Below are 13,693 nucleotides of genomic sequence, written 5' to 3'. Positions count from 1 at the left end.
GCCAGCGAATTGTGCCTTTACAAAACCTATTGCATTGCAACACGCGCATTGTGCATGCACAAGACGCCTGGACCGGCGCAGCGAACAGCGCGCGCCGCGGGGCTGTGTCGAAAGGGTGGACCGACCGTGAAACCGAGCATGATTCTGGTGTGGCACGAAGCCGGCAACAAGCTGTACCATGATCGCTTCCGGGAATTGGGCAAGCTGTTCGATCTCACCGTGTTGGGCCCGCAGGTCTTTGCCGGCAAGGAATACGCCGAGGTGACCGAGCCCGAGTTCACGCTCAAGCTGTTTCCCAGCATCGCGCCCGGCCATTGGCTCACATATGTCAGCCCGGGCATGCTGTCCTACATCCGGGCCCATCCGCCCCAGGTGCTCTACATCCATGAAGAGCCGCACTCGCTCACGGCGTTCCTGGCTGCCCTGCTCAAGCGCAAGAGCACGTTCGTGCTGGAAAGCAGCGCGATCAACCTTAAAGGCAATTTTTCCGGCGCGAACGTGATGGAGCGAGTGGTTCATGCCCGGGCGGACATCGTGTTTCCCAAGAACACCGAAGTGGCCGGCGTGCTGCGCGCGCGCGGTGCCAAGGCCGAGCGGATCGTGGCACCGCTGGGCAACGGCGTCTCGCTCGAATCGTTCAGCCCCATTCCCAAGGACGAGGCGCGGGCCAAGCTGACCGCGCTGTTCCCCCAGGGCGCTCGTGCGTTCGACGGGCGCGTGCTCGCCGGTTATGCCGGGCGCATCTGGCGGCCCAAGGGGCTGGAGTATTTCTCCCGCGCCGCGCACCAGGCCGGCGCCGCCCTGCTCCTTTGCGGGCCGGTGAGCGATCCTGACGTGGCCGAAGCGGTGCAGCAATTCGGCGGTGTGCTGCTCCCGGCGCTCAACAAGGAACAGCTGCCGATCTTCTATTCGGCGCTCGACCTTTTCGTGTTGCCCAGCGTGCCCACGCCCAACTGGCGCGAACAGTTCGGCCGCGTCTGTGCCGAAGCGGTGTTCTGCGGCACGCCAGCGCTCGGCTCCAACGTGGGCGGCATTCCCGGCGTGGTGGGCCCCAACGCAATCTTCGAGCCAGGGGATGAGGCGAGCCTCGCCACCCGCATCGGCGCCCTGCAAGACCCAGCCGCTCGCGCCGCGCTGCTTACTGCACAGATCGCCCACATCAACGACAACTTCTCATGGGCCTCAATCGCCGCGCGCGTCCAGCGGGAGACAGCGCGGTTCTGATTGTGCGCCGGCGGCCGGTGCCGCCATGGCGCAGCTGTTGCTTGCTGCGGCGCAGCGTATTTACGCATGAGACCTGATCGTGTAATCCCGTTGCAATTGGGGAAGTGGGGCAGTGATGGCGCAAAAGCATCGGTATGAAGCGTTGGACAGCTTGCGCGGGATCGCCGCGCTGTCCGTGGCGGTGTTCCACCTGCAAGTGGGCAGTCACATCTACTTTTTCACGCTGACGCGGCACGCCTACATGTTTGTGGATTTCTTCTTCGTGCTGTCGGGCTTCGTCATTTCCCATGCCTATGCCAACCGACTTGCCACGTTCGACGACCTAATCCCTTTCACGATCCGCCGATTCGGCCGCATCTATCCGCTGCATGTGGTGATGCTGGCGGCGTTCGTGGCGTTCGAGTTGTTGGTGCTCGTGGTTTCACACCATGCGCCCGGGGCGCTGCCCCGCCCGCCTTTTTCCGAAGACCGCACGCCGATGGCTGTCCTAGTCAACCTTCTGCTGCTGAACGGTGTGGGCATCTATGAAGGGTCTACCTGGAACGGCCCATCGTGGAGCATCAGCGCGGAATTCTTCACTTATCTGATCTTTGCCGTCACGGTGATCCTTGCGCGGCGGCGCTTGCCGCTGGTCGCGCTGCTCTATGTGGTGGCGGCTGGCCTGTCACTCTATCTGCTGGCGCCCAAGTTCCTGGCAACAAGCAGCCAGTTCGGCCTGGAGCGCTGCGTTTATGGCTTCTTTGCCGGGCACCTGGTGTGGTGCCTGCGCGACAGGCCCCTGCCAATCAAGGGCACTCTGGCGGAAGCGTTGGCTATCGCGCTCGTGCTGGGCTTTGTCTATCTGGCTGAAGTTGGCCCTCTGCAACTGCTAGCGCCACTGGTATTCGGCATCGCGATCCTAGTCTTCGCGCGGCAGGATGGCCAAGTCTCCCAGGCGCTGCTACGGCCTTTCCCGCGCAAGCTGGGTGATTTGTCCTATTCGATCTACATGGTCCATTTCTTCGGCGCGTTTATCACAAACAACGTGCTGCGCGCTGCGGGCAAAGTGCTGCACATGCCGACCACGCTACCCGGCACCGATCTCGCCCTGGTGGGCAACGCCTGGGTGATGGATGCGATCACCGTCGTTTACCTGATGGCCGTTGTGCTCGTGGCAAGCCAGACCTATCGCTTCGTGGAAATGCCGGGGATGAACTGGTTTGGCGAGCGAGCCCGCCAGGCGACGCGACGGAAGACGCCAGCCGTCGCTGCGCTTTGACCCTGCCAAACCGTGCTTGATCCGTTTTCGGCATGGTATTTGAAACCGGATGACATGATCAACCTTGCTGGAGAATGCCGTGTCTTCGCGTGACCATGGCCGCATTTTGTACCTTGATGGCTGGCGCGGCCTGGCCATTCTCGTCGTTCTGGCAGGGCACTTCGTTCCGGGCATCCCGCAGTTGGGCGGTATGGGCGTCGATCTGTTCTTCGTTCTCAGCGGTCGCCTGATGTCCCAGATCCTGATCGACGAGAAATTCCCGCTCAAGACCTTCTTCCTTCGGCGCTTCTCGCGCATCTATCCGGCTCTGCTGGTGTTCGCCACAGTGATCTACGCCGTTTCCATGGCGGCGCGATGGAAAGGGCACCGGTTCAATTCGCTGGTGACGCCGATGGATTACTTTGCCACGCTCACGATGTGGATGAACTACAAGGTGGCTTTCTTCGGCGAAGCCGGTGCGCTCAACCACATCTGGTCGATCAGCGTGGAGGAACACTCCTATATCATCCTGGCGATTCTCGCAGCCCTGCTCATGCGGCGCCGCGCGATAGGCTATCTCGTGCTGGCCTTGGCCGTGCTGGCGCTGGTGAACGGTTTCGTCCTGGGTGCCATGCCGGGCGCTAACGAGCACAATGTGTTCTGGCGAACAGACGTGCGCGTCGCGCCGCTGTTCCTTTCGTTTGCCATCTATCTTGCCCCCGCCCGCCTTCATGCGGTGTTCGGCAAAGTTGCGCCGTTGTTTCTGCTGCTGGCTTTCTTCGTGCCCTTTTCGGGATTGCCGCTGGCCTTGCAACTGGCGATCAACAGCACGCTGCTGGCCTGCGCGGTAAACGGCCTGGCTCATGCCCCCACGCCCTTCGTGCGCTTTTTCGAGTTTCCGGCAATGCACTTCGTGGGTGTGACGAGCTATTCGATCTATCTGTGGCAGCAACCATTCTACACGCTGCACGAGCGGGTAACGCCGCTCGTTCTCTTGCCCGCCACCCTCGTTGTGGCGATTGGCAGCTATTACCTGATCGAACAGCCTGCGCGTCGCACGATCAACCGCTGGATCGCGGACCGCACCAAGCGACCGAAGCCTGCGCCGGCGACGTTGGCTTGAGCGAAGCCGCGGGTCAGTTGCCGGCAAGGCGGGCCACGGCGGCGACTAGGGCATCGTTGGCGATACCGGCGTTTGGGCCGGCAAAATGCACCACCGAATTGCGGCTACCCATCGGAAATTCATGCGGCTGGCCATTGACCGCCGCAATCAGATTGCCCGGCACGCCACCGCCACTGCGCACGTAATAAGCGCCAGGGGCGACCTGCGACGGCAGGCCGGACTGGCTCCAATACCCAGCGAACTTCGCTTGGCGCGGAAAGCCGTTGCGCACCGGGTCCTGATAGATTGATAGCGGAACCAGGCCAAATCGCCGGGCCGTCTGCAATTCGCTCATGCCCGGAAATTGCAGGTCCGGCCCGGCAAAAGCGTCGGGATGCGCCTGCACGGCAGCAAGCACCACTGCGCGCGAGTCGATCGCCTGGCCGGGAAATTCGCGTCGCACCAACGCCTGCGTCTGCACCAGTCCCACGCGCAGGTTGCTGCCGGCTTTCAGGAATTCCTGCCACTTGCCGACCAAGCGCTGCCCATTGAACGTGAATTCGCGCCGCCCCACCGGGGTCATCACCACCAGGCGCTGCCCACGCTGCCGGGTGATCGCGCGAATCTGCGCAAGGGCGGCATCGGTTTCCCACCATTTGTCTTCGGTGTTCTGTCCCGCCCAGACCACGACGGTGCGCCGGTCCGCGGCGCCAGTCAGCGTGCGATAGGCGAAGACGCTGGCGATTTCGAGAGATCCGGCCGAATTGAGCGCATCGACGCTCACCCCCGGCATCGTCCGCAACGCCGCCGCGCGGGCAAAGGCGGCCATGCTGTCTCCGATCCAATAGACACCGGGACGCAGCGGCCCGGCCATGGAGCGGGCATCGCGCGGCAGGAAGAAGTGGTAGTACGAGCCGCCATAATGCACCACTTGGCCACCGGCGCGATAGGCGCGTCCTTCAAACACGCCATTGGCCGCCACCTGCCAGCTATCACCAGGTTTGATCGTCCCGGCCGGCGCGCCCGATGCCGGGCTACGCTGGATCACCCAGGCCTGCCCGTGGCAAACCGCCAGGTCACCAGGAAACACCGTGCCTTGCTGCAAGGCCAGATGGCCACCGCCCACCAGGAACGTGGTCCAGTAATCGCCATAACGGCACCCTTGCGGGGGCGGCAGTTGCGTGCGCCCGCGACCATTGCTGTTGGACAGAATGCCCGCCTCATGCAGGCTCTGCACGCCCGCCGCAGCAGGCGACCAAGCCCCCTGCATTCGCGGTTGCGGAATAGGTTGGGCCGGTGAAGGCCGGGCGTTCTGCCCTGGCTGCAACGCAGGCGCAGCAGAGATCGAGAGCAGGCCGCAAATCCCTGCAACGGCACCTTTCGTTGTCGCCTTCATGCTACCTCGTGTGCTAGAGCCCGACGTATGGCACATGTTGCGCACACACTGCCGGGGCAAGGCCCCCGCCGCCGCCCGCGGGCCCGCTCCAAAATGCTGGCGGCCCAAGAAGCGCACGATAGGTTTGGCGGGATCGTGCTGGCTGTGGCCACCTTGATGAACTTCCTTCTCGCCGTGCTCAACGCCCACGGTGTGGGGATGAGCAATGCCAAGGTCACCATCGTCCAGATCGTGATCACGGCCGTCGCGGCAGGCTTGGTCTATCTTCGTCCACCCAAGCTGAAGGTAGGATTTACCTGGTCGCTTTTTGCTTTGATCGGCCTCCTGCTGCTGACCTCTGCCACCCAGGGTTTCAACGCCAAGTGCTTTTACGACATGCTGGTGATCCCGGTGTTCATTATGGCCGGTGCCACGCTGGAACGCTTTCCGGTCAAGATTCTCAATCAGTTGATGGGCGTGGTGGTGGCCGTCGCCCTGGTCGAGATGTTCATGCCCTCGATCTATACCGCGATTGCCAATCCGCTGAACTACTTCACAAGCACACGCTCCTGGATTGCTGACGCCGCCAGCAGCAGTGGCAATTCCGGTGGGCTTTATCTTGGCGCCATGCGCGCTGGCGGATCGCAGTTTTCCTTGGCCGATCACCGCCTGGGCAGCGTGTTTCTCGAACCCATTTCGTTAGGCTACTTCGCGCTGATCGCGTCGTTTGCCTATAACGAACTCTACAAGCATCGCCCCAAATTCCGCCTGATCGCCGTGGGCGTGTGCCTGTTTCTGTCCTTGGCGGCAGACTCGCGCATCCCCACGATTCTGATCCTCGTCTCAACTCTCGGTACGTTCGTGGTGCGGCGGCCCTCGCCCAACTTCATCTGGCTGGTCCCGGTGGTAATCTTCATGATCGCCCTAGCATTCTACCTGATCGGTGGTTCATTCCTGTTCGGCGATTTGGGAGAGCGTATTGCCATCACGTTTGACGGCATGGCGCAAACCAGCCTGCCGGCGATGCTGGTGGGTGGCGTTCCCGAATCGCGCATCGGGGATAGCGGCGCGCTTTACCTGATCCGCTGCCTTGGCCTGGTTGGGGCGCCGTTCGCGATCATTGCCTTTGCCGGCGCGTTTTCGCGGCACAAGGCATCGCCCGCCTTCGTCAATATCGCCACTGCCGGCTATATCACCGTTGGCGCTCTGTTCGGCGGCGCAATCTTCTCGATCAAGACCGCTGCTCTGCTGGGCATGGTCATCGGCTACGCAGGCATGCGGCCCCTGGCCTTGCCGCCCGTGGAAAAGCCGACACGACGCCGCGCCGTCGCGCGCGGGCTGCAGGCATGAGCGTGGCTGCGCCGGCGCGGGTTTCATGGCTGGACAATGCGCGGGGCATCGCCATCGTGCTTGTCGTCATGGCGCACGTGTGGCGTGGCTTGCGCGATGCCGGCCTGCTGGAGTGGACGCCGTTCCATCAGGTGGCCGATTTCACCATCTATGCGTTTCACATGCCGGCGTTCTTCTTCCTCGCCGGACTGACCACGCCGCATTCGCTGGCCAAGGGGCGCGGCCCGTTTCTGTACAGCAAGATCAAGACGGTGGCCTATCCCTACCTGCTCTGGTCCTTGCTTCAGGGCGGGGTCATGGTCGCGCTGTCACGCTACACCAGCGGCAAGGTCTATCCTTCGCAATTGCTGACGATCCCTTGGCATCCCATCGCCCAGTTCTGGTTCCTGTTCACGCTTATGGCGTTCCAGTTGCTGGTGCTCGCGCTTGGCACGCGGCTGCTGTTCTGGCTTGCGCTGCCGGCTTTCGTGGTGGCGGGCCTGTTCCTCAGCTATGAAACCACCGCCTTCAACCTTGGGCATTTCCTGCTGTTTTATGCGGCCGGTGCTGCGTTTTCAGAGTCGTTCATGGCGTTGCCCGCGCGCATTCCGCTGCTTGCAGCCGCCGCCGCGTTTGCCGTGCTGGCCGCTGTATCGAATCTGCTGGGCATGGATTACCACAACATGTCCGCCCTGCCGCTGGCGGTTACTGGCATTGCCCTGACCTGCGTACTGGGCCTAGCGCTGGGGAAAACCCGCGCCGCACGGGCGATGACCGTACTAGGCCAGTATTCCATGTCGATCTACGTCATGCACATCCTCGTCACCTCCGGCGCGCGGATTGCACTGCACAAGATGCATGTTCCGATCGGCGGCGAGGGAATGTTGCTTATCGGCACGGTGCTGGGCATCGCCATACCGATCGCCGCGCATATCTTGCTCATGCGGCTCAATCTCTTGTGGATATTCGGCCTCGGCAAGAAGCGAGCTGCGCCTGCGGTTCTGGCGCGCGAACAGGAAATCGCCTGACACCATTATGTTGCACCGCAGCGCAATTCGCGCCAAGACGGCCAAGGTTTGATATCATCGGGGGCCGAACGCTTTGACAATCGCCATAGACCTGGTGCTGGCCACAAGGCCCAACGCATCAACCGGAATCGAACGCTATGCCATCAACCTGTTCCGCGCGATGCGCGCCCGGGCCACCAACGTGGTGGCTTTCGTGGACGATCGCTCGACCGTGCTCGATGATCTGCAAGATGGCAGCATGATCAAGGTGCCTGGCGGCTTTCGCGGCTGGCTCGGCCTGTCGCGCACGGCGGCCTGGCGGCAGGCGCGGCCCCGTGCGCTGGTTTGCCCGGCGTTTCCGCCCAGCCCCTTACTGTTCGGCACCCCGGTCTACCGCATCATCCACGATGATTTCCCGTGGACGCGCGGCCAGGCCATGAACTTGCGCGGGCGCATGTTGTTCAAGCACGCCGAAACCCGCATGGCGCCCCGCTATCGCGATATCGTTGCCCCCACCACGCTGATGGCCGAAAGCCTGGCGACGATCCTGCGCCGCCAGGTGGCGACGATCGGCAATGCCCCCGGCATCGATCTCTCCACCGCGCCCGCCCCCGATCGCAGCCAGCCCGGCGTGATCGCGGTGGGCACGATCGAGCCGCGCAAGAACTATGCCGCCGTGGTGGCCATGGCCGATGCCCTGCCTGCCCCCTGGGTGGTTCGCGTGGTGGGCCGCAGTGGCTGGGGCCCGGTCGCTGCCGAATGGGAAAGCCAGCTTGCCACCCGCGCCGGCAAGCTGGAATGGCACGGCCATGCCAGCGATACCGCGCTGCTGGCGCTGTACCAGCATGCCACCTGCTTCGTCAGCATGTCGCTGGCCGAAGGGTTCAACATGCCGCTGGTCGAGGCGGGCAGCCTGGGCCTGCCGGTGGTGTGCAGCGACATCGAGATTCACCGCCGCGTGGCGCCGCCCTGGGCGCGCTTCGTGCCGCTGTCGATCGATGCCAACACCCTGGCGCAGACAGTGGCCGACGCCGCGGCCACGCCGCCGGCTGCCGATGCGGTGGCGGCCTATCGCCATCAGTTCAGCTGGCATGGAATTGCACAGGCCCTGCTGGCGCGGATCGGCTGAAACGAAAAACCCCGCTGCCGGCATGGGCAGCGGGGTTTTTTGCGTTACGCAGGGGCCGGAGAGATCAGCGGCCCAGCACGCGGCGGCAAGCCGCCGCCAGGCGCGCCCGCGCGGCCTGCGCCTGTTCGTGGATCGATGCCTTCACAATCTCGATCTGGTCGGTTTCGCCCAGCATCTTGGCGGCATAACGTGCCGCGGCGGGGATCGCCGTCGGGTTCTGGATGTGCTCGCGATAGATGTAGAACGGGCTGCCCAAGTATTGGGCGTAAAGGATTTCCTTCTTCTTGTCGCCCAGGGTGTGGCCCACGTGCTGGCTGCCAAAGCCGATGCACACCGCCGGAATGCCCAGATTCCAGGCATTGACGCAGAGGTGATACGTATCGGTGACCACTGCCTTGCATTCCAGCAGCTTGGCGATGGCATCCTTGGGCAGCGGCGGTTCGCGCGTGGCGGGAAAGCCGAACAGGCGTGCCAGCGGCAATTGGCGCGGCGCCGACCGCAGCCAGGGCACCCACATCGCCTCTGCCCCCATCTGCCGCGCCACGGCCCGGCCCAAAGCCAGGGGCTGGGCAATCCATTTCGATCGACCGAAGAACACGCCCAGCTTCTCGCCCGGCTTTTCGGGGAAGCTATCGACCAGCCCGTACTGGAGGAAATCGTCCTTTGACAATTGCAGCGCGCAGTCGCTGCCCAGCGTGGCCTGGTCGCCGCGCAGGGGCGAAGCCTTGACCGAGGAAAGCGCATCGCGGAAATAGATGCCACCGGCCTTGGTGATCAGGCGGCGCAGCGCCTTGGCATAGCGCGCATCGGCCAGGTCGTTGGCGCCGATGGTGATGATCGTGCCGCCGAACACCACGACTTTGGCCAGCAGTTCATCGCTGGCGTCTTCCAGCATCAACGCGCGATAGATCAATTCGCGGGCAGCGTCGCGATCGGGGCTGATCCCGTCGCGCACCAGCCAGCCACCAAGGTCTGCTTCCCAATAGCCCTTGGAGTGCAGAAAATCGCCCCAGTAGACGATCAGGTCCGCCTCGCGCACCGCGTCGACATGGTCGCTCAGCTGCTGGTATTCCTGGTGGGTTTCTTCCTTGGAATAGCCCAGCTTGGCCGTGCTGCCGAGGCAGTAGAACGTCACTTCGTCATCGGGAAAGGCCCTGGTGAAATAGGCATAGGCCGACAGATCCACCGTATACATGCCGGTGTTGCGGCTGGGCAGAAAGGCGCAGACGACTGCAATGCGCGCCATGGCGTGGCTCCTTCTTGAGTGCGATGACAAAAAGTGGATACCGGTATTTGTCAACAAATCGCACGGCAAACAAAACTAGCGCTTCGATTTGACGGCCATCAGGACAGTGCTGATGCGCGCGCGGAAGAACAGGAACGTGATCGCTGCATAAAGCAGCAGCGCCAGGGTGGTGGTGGCCAGCGTGGGCAAGAGCCGCGACAGATCGAGCGAAGCGATCCACGTCAAGGCACCGACCGCGCCCACCACGCCCAGGCCAACCACCGCTGGAAGCGAAGTCACCACATCCTTGGCGATGCGGATATCGGGCGTGACCTTGCGGATCACAAAGATCAGCGCCAGCCCGCCCAGCATGCAACGCAGGCTGAATGCGCCCGCTGCCCAGACGATACCGAAATAGGCACCCGCCGCGATCATCACCACGTTGGCGATGGTCTGGAAAAAGTTGTTCCACAGCGCCAGGCGCGGGCGGCCAGTGGCCACCAGGTAGGTCTGCAACGGCACGATCATCGCCACGAACGGCAGCGAGATCAGCAGCACCGTGACGGTTTCGGCCAGGTGCGGCCATTTGCCCTTGAACACGAGGTCGGCCACGAACGGCCCGGCAAAGGTGGAGGCGACGAACGGCACCGATGCGATCAGGCTGGTAATACCGCAAGCCTGCCACATCGCCTCGATCGTGCGTTCCCGGTCACCGGCCATGCGCGAGAAGATCGGCAGGAGCGTGTTGTTGACCGGGTTGAGGAACAGGCTGGTGGCCAGATCGAGCACGGTGCGCGCCAGGCGGAACACGCCCGTGGCGGTCGGACCGGCGATCATGCCGACGATCACGTCGACCGAGCGGATGTTGATCTGGTTGAGCACCGAGACGCCCAGGACCGCACCCGAAAAGCGGCTGACATCGGCCATGTCACCCAGCCGGGCAACCGCGGTGGGCCGCCAGCGCGCTGCAAACAGGCTGATGACGGTGGAAATGATCGGCGCCAGTGTCACCTGCACCACGATGCTCCACGCGCCAAAGCCATAGACCGCCATCGCGCAGCAAGCCACGCCGGCAATTGCCTGGCCGGCGGTCTTGCGGATCGCCAGCACGCGGTAATTGAACGTGCGCATCAGCAGGCCTTCGGGCACCACGCCCACCGCCGCAGACAGCGGCGCGGCCACCGTGGGCAGGATCATCAGCCAGATGTTGTCATAGCCAGGCAGGAGGCGAAAGATCAGCGCCAGCGCAGCGATCACCACGCCGGCGGCAATGCCGATCCCGATGAACAGGCCGAACGCGGTATCCAGAAACCGGGCATCCGCCTCTTCGCGTTGCACAATCAACTGGTTGCCAGATTGCAAAGTCGATGCAGCAATGATGGCCGGGGCGGTGGCCATTGCCGCAACGCCAAAATCGTGCGGCCCCAGGAACAGGGCTGCCGTAAGCATGACCACGGTCTGGGTAAAGCGCTCGGCGAGAACCTGGAGCAACGACCAGATTGCGCCTTTCATCGCGAGTTTGGAGTAGCTCATACCGTGTTCAAAACCGTCCCGAAATTGCAGCAAACCATGGTTTACGAAACAGAAACCAGCCTATCCCGCACAATTTGGCGCTTTTTGCCGCATCGCCATGCCGGATCGGGCTACGGCTTGTCCGTCCCTTGTGCACTGCGCAATGGCCGTTCCCCTGGCAAAGGTCTGTCGGGTCAACCTGTTCTTGTCAATGGATCGCCGACTTTGCCAAGCGCTGGTCAGCCATTTTATTTTGCAGCGCGGAAGATTTTACAAGTTCGCGGCATGACCAATTGCCGCAACGCAGCAAATTTCATGTCATGCCCCCTTGGCAAGACCCGGGGGAATCGCGCATGAAGCCAAAGCGGCGCCTGTGCGCGTCGTCGGCCCATCCGGCGCCAAACCACCGCCCGCTTCACCGACGGAAAACGCCATGACCGCTGACGCCCAGACATCTGCCCCCACGCCCACCACGCCATCGATCACGATCATCATCTGCACGGTGGAAAATTCCGGCCGCGAAGAACGCCTGCGCACCGTGCTCGACCATCTGCGCGAACAGTTGCACGTGACGGTGGAGATCATCCTAGTTTGGCAAGGCTGGGACGTGGCCAATGCCCCATCCTTCCCCGGGGTGCGCGTCTTGCCGCTCACCATCTGGAGTTCGTCGCTGGCACGCAACAAGGGTGCGGAACTGGCCAGCCATCCGTTCCTGTGCTTCCTCGATGACGATACCTATCCGGTGGGCGACACGGCGCTGCACGATGCCATTGCCCTGCTCGAGCGCGACAGGCTGGATTTCCTGGCCTGCAACATCCGGTCCGAGGGCGCCGTGCAGGCGGCCGACCCCATTGCCGCCGACATCGATTTTTCGCCCAAGACGATCATCGGCAACATGTGGGAGCCAGGCGTGACGATCCGAACCGATGCGTTTCGCGCCACGGGATTCGATCCCACGCTGGGCATCGGCTGCATTCACGGATCGAGCGAGGGTCTCGATTTCGGGCTGCGCCTGCTTGCGGCCGGCTATCGTGGACGCCGCGTGGCCGGGCTACTGGTCGATCATCCGCCCCTGCCCGCCAACGATACGATCAAACTGGACCGGTCGTTTTTCTATGCCCTGGGCAATGGCGCCGTGCTGGTCCAGCACAAGCTCTATTCCACTTATGCCTGGCAATTGACCAAGAGCATCGGGCGCTTTTTCGTCTCGCTGTTGAAAGGCGATGCCACGCGGACACGAGCGGCGGCGATCCGTTCGTTCTGCCTGGTGCTGGGGCCGATCGTGCCGCGCGGCACGCCACTGATCGTCCCGCGCCGCAAATAGCCGGATAACCGGCTGGCCTGGCTGGCTCAGCCCGTCACGCGCTCCAACCGCACATCGGCGATGTGCACCTGGGTGCCCGGCGCCAGCCAGAACACCAGCGCGCGGGCTTGGCAGGCATCGTCCAGCAGGTATTGCGTGGCAACCCGGCCGCCGGCTTGCGGTATCGGCGTCTGGGCGATGCCCTGGTCGAACGTGCAGCCCAGGCCCACTTTCAACGCGCGCAGTTCGGTCGCCGTGGTGCCAGGCATCGCCCACGAGAGGCGATAGCTGCCCGCCGGCAACACCACCACCTGGCGCAGCACCGAAAAGGGGCTGGCCCCGGAAACCCGCAGGTCGAGCTGGTGGGCACCATTGTTGCCAAAGTCGCTGACCAGCAGTTCCACGGTCCCGCTGCTCGGCACCTGCCAGTCGAACACCGAATTGTGCGCCTGTGGATCGGGATTGATGCGCAGGAACTGGCCATCGTGCACCAGGGCATTGCCCGGTTCGCATTCGCGGCTCCAGATATCCTGCGCCTCGTTGAACAGGCCCACCCGCATCAACCCGGTGGTCAACCCGCTCACCGCCGGGCAGCCCAGGCTGCCGGCGCGCATGTGCCGCACCACGGCATAGCGGTTGGCAAAGTCCTGCTGCGCCATGGTGGAGGGTGCGGAGAGGAACATGCGCTGCCACGTGGGCGCCTCGGCCAGCCGGGGCACGATCGCGGCGCGTCCTTCGGGGCTTGCCACCATGTCGTTCAGCATGGTCTGGGTGCGGTCATCGTCCTGCACCTGGCGCAGATAGGCGTCCAGGCGCTGGGCGGCGACATCGGCCTGGCCCAGGTCCAGCCCCCGGTTGAACCAATAGATCTGCGTGGGCAGGTCGCGCCAGCCCATGCCGGCGGACAGGCGGAATGCCGCATCGGCATCGTCGGACTGGCCGGCCAGGAAGTGCGCCGCCCCGACCAGGCCCACCACCGAGGCATCGACCGGGTCTGACAGCAAGGCGCGCTGCGCAAGGGGCAGCGCATCCTTGGGCCGGGCTGCCGCGTTGGCATCCCCGGCCAGCGCCCGCGCGCTGAAGGTATCATAGGCCCAACCGGTCGGCGCGCGCACGTTGGGATCGACGATCGAAAGCCGATCCCATCCGCTGAAAGCGGCCACCCCGGCATAGGCGGCCAAGGCAAGCGCCGCAGCATAGCCCGACACCTTGCCAAGCCCCGACACTTTGCCCAACGGCGAGCCCGTCAT

At 63.6% G+C, this 13,693-nt stretch carries 12 protein-coding genes; 8 read left to right on the top strand and 4 right to left on the bottom strand.

Annotated features, from left to right (window positions below):
- Positions 1-126 precede the first annotated feature (126 nt).
- The 3 genes from FHW94_RS13545 (at position 127) to FHW94_RS13535 (ending at position 3,584) form a co-directional block, all read left to right on the top strand.
- Positions 127-1,224 (top strand): glycosyltransferase family 4 protein, encoded by a 1,098-nt coding sequence (locus FHW94_RS13545; RefSeq protein ID WP_168556363.1) that lies wholly within the window; start codon positions 127-129, stop codon positions 1,222-1,224.
- 115 nt (positions 1,225-1,339) lie between these two features.
- Complete coding sequence (locus FHW94_RS13540; protein ID WP_168556362.1) at positions 1,340-2,482, top strand: acyltransferase; 1,143 nt, start codon at positions 1,340-1,342, stop codon at positions 2,480-2,482.
- Positions 2,483-2,561: 79 nt separating this feature from the next.
- On the top strand, positions 2,562-3,584 hold the full coding sequence (locus FHW94_RS13535; RefSeq protein WP_168556361.1) for an acyltransferase: 1,023 nt from the start codon (positions 2,562-2,564) through the stop codon (positions 3,582-3,584).
- 13 nt (positions 3,585-3,597) lie between these two features.
- Here the strand turns inward: FHW94_RS13535 and FHW94_RS13530 are convergent, their stop codons facing one another.
- A complete protein-coding gene (locus FHW94_RS13530) occupies positions 3,598-4,833 on the bottom strand; it encodes a hypothetical protein (RefSeq protein WP_168556360.1) in 1,236 nt (411 codons plus the stop codon).
- A 219-nt stretch (positions 4,834-5,052) separates the two neighbouring features.
- On the opposite strand from FHW94_RS13530, the gene FHW94_RS13525 reads away from it, so the two are divergent.
- The 3 genes from FHW94_RS13525 to FHW94_RS13515 all read left to right on the top strand — a co-directional run bounded on the left by FHW94_RS13525 (position 5,053) and on the right by FHW94_RS13515 (position 8,403).
- Positions 5,053-6,288 (top strand): hypothetical protein, encoded by a 1,236-nt coding sequence (locus FHW94_RS13525; RefSeq protein ID WP_168556359.1) that lies wholly within the window; start codon positions 5,053-5,055, stop codon positions 6,286-6,288.
- Positions 6,285-7,295 carry an acyltransferase gene (locus FHW94_RS13520; RefSeq protein ID WP_168556358.1) on the top strand — a complete coding sequence of 337 codons (1,011 nt, stop codon included), beginning with the start codon at positions 6,285-6,287 and terminating at the stop codon, positions 7,293-7,295. Before FHW94_RS13525 ends, FHW94_RS13520 begins: the two co-directional genes overlap by 4 nt.
- Positions 7,296-7,368: 73 nt before the next feature.
- The gene (locus FHW94_RS13515; RefSeq protein ID WP_168556357.1) at positions 7,369-8,403 is read left to right on the top strand and encodes a glycosyltransferase; all 1,035 of its coding nucleotides are present in this window, start codon (positions 7,369-7,371) and stop codon (positions 8,401-8,403) included.
- A 64-nt stretch (positions 8,404-8,467) separates the two neighbouring features.
- Here FHW94_RS13515 and FHW94_RS13510 read toward each other — a convergent pair whose 3' ends face one another.
- Positions 8,468-9,649 (bottom strand): polysaccharide pyruvyl transferase family protein, encoded by a 1,182-nt coding sequence (locus FHW94_RS13510; RefSeq protein ID WP_168556356.1) that lies wholly within the window; start codon positions 9,647-9,649, stop codon positions 8,468-8,470.
- Between the two features lie 75 nt (positions 9,650-9,724).
- Complete coding sequence (locus FHW94_RS13505; RefSeq protein ID WP_168556355.1) at positions 9,725-11,161, bottom strand: oligosaccharide flippase family protein; 1,437 nt, start codon at positions 11,159-11,161, stop codon at positions 9,725-9,727.
- Positions 11,162-11,164: 3 nt separating this feature from the next.
- On the opposite strand from FHW94_RS13505, the gene FHW94_RS13500 reads away from it, so the two are divergent.
- Positions 11,165-11,497, top strand: coding sequence for a hypothetical protein (locus FHW94_RS13500; RefSeq protein ID WP_168556354.1), 333 nt, complete (start codon positions 11,165-11,167; stop codon positions 11,495-11,497).
- A 76-nt stretch (positions 11,498-11,573) separates the two neighbouring features.
- Positions 11,574-12,464: a glycosyltransferase gene (locus FHW94_RS13495; protein WP_168556353.1), complete on the top strand. Its 891-nt coding sequence runs from the start codon at positions 11,574-11,576 to the stop codon at positions 12,462-12,464.
- Positions 12,465-12,490: 26 nt separating this feature from the next.
- Here the strand turns inward: FHW94_RS13495 and FHW94_RS13490 are convergent, their stop codons facing one another.
- Positions 12,491-13,693, bottom strand: a complete 1,203-nt coding sequence (locus tag FHW94_RS13490; RefSeq protein ID WP_168556352.1) for a hypothetical protein — start codon at positions 13,691-13,693, stop codon at positions 12,491-12,493.

Origin of the sequence: Novosphingobium sp. SG720 (assembly GCF_012275365.1) — a bacterium.
GTDB lineage: Bacteria > Pseudomonadota > Alphaproteobacteria > Sphingomonadales > Sphingomonadaceae > Novosphingobium > Novosphingobium rhizosphaerae.
This window is presented reverse-complemented; position numbering and strand designations above follow the sequence as displayed.

Excerpts from the sequence above, each read along its gene's own strand:
- FHW94_RS13530 (WP_168556360.1), bottom strand. The coding sequence starts at position 4,833 with ATGCAGGGGGCTTGGTCGCCTGCTGCGGCGGGCGTGCAGAGCCTGCAT.
- FHW94_RS13520 (WP_168556358.1), top strand. The coding sequence starts at position 6,285 with ATGAGCGTGGCTGCGCCGGCGCGGGTTTCATGGCTGGACAATGCGCGG.
- FHW94_RS13495 (WP_168556353.1), top strand. The coding sequence starts at position 11,574 with ATGACCGCTGACGCCCAGACATCTGCCCCCACGCCCACCACGCCATCG.
- FHW94_RS13505 (WP_168556355.1), bottom strand. The coding sequence starts at position 11,161 with ATGAGCTACTCCAAACTCGCGATGAAAGGCGCAATCTGGTCGTTGCTC.
- FHW94_RS13525 (WP_168556359.1), top strand. The coding sequence starts at position 5,053 with ATGCTGGCGGCCCAAGAAGCGCACGATAGGTTTGGCGGGATCGTGCTG.
- FHW94_RS13540 (WP_168556362.1), top strand. The coding sequence starts at position 1,340 with ATGGCGCAAAAGCATCGGTATGAAGCGTTGGACAGCTTGCGCGGGATC.
- FHW94_RS13510 (WP_168556356.1), bottom strand. The coding sequence starts at position 9,649 with ATGGCGCGCATTGCAGTCGTCTGCGCCTTTCTGCCCAGCCGCAACACC.
- FHW94_RS13490 (WP_168556352.1), bottom strand. The coding sequence starts at position 13,693 with ATGACGGGCTCGCCGTTGGGCAAAGTGTCGGGGCTTGGCAAGGTGTCG.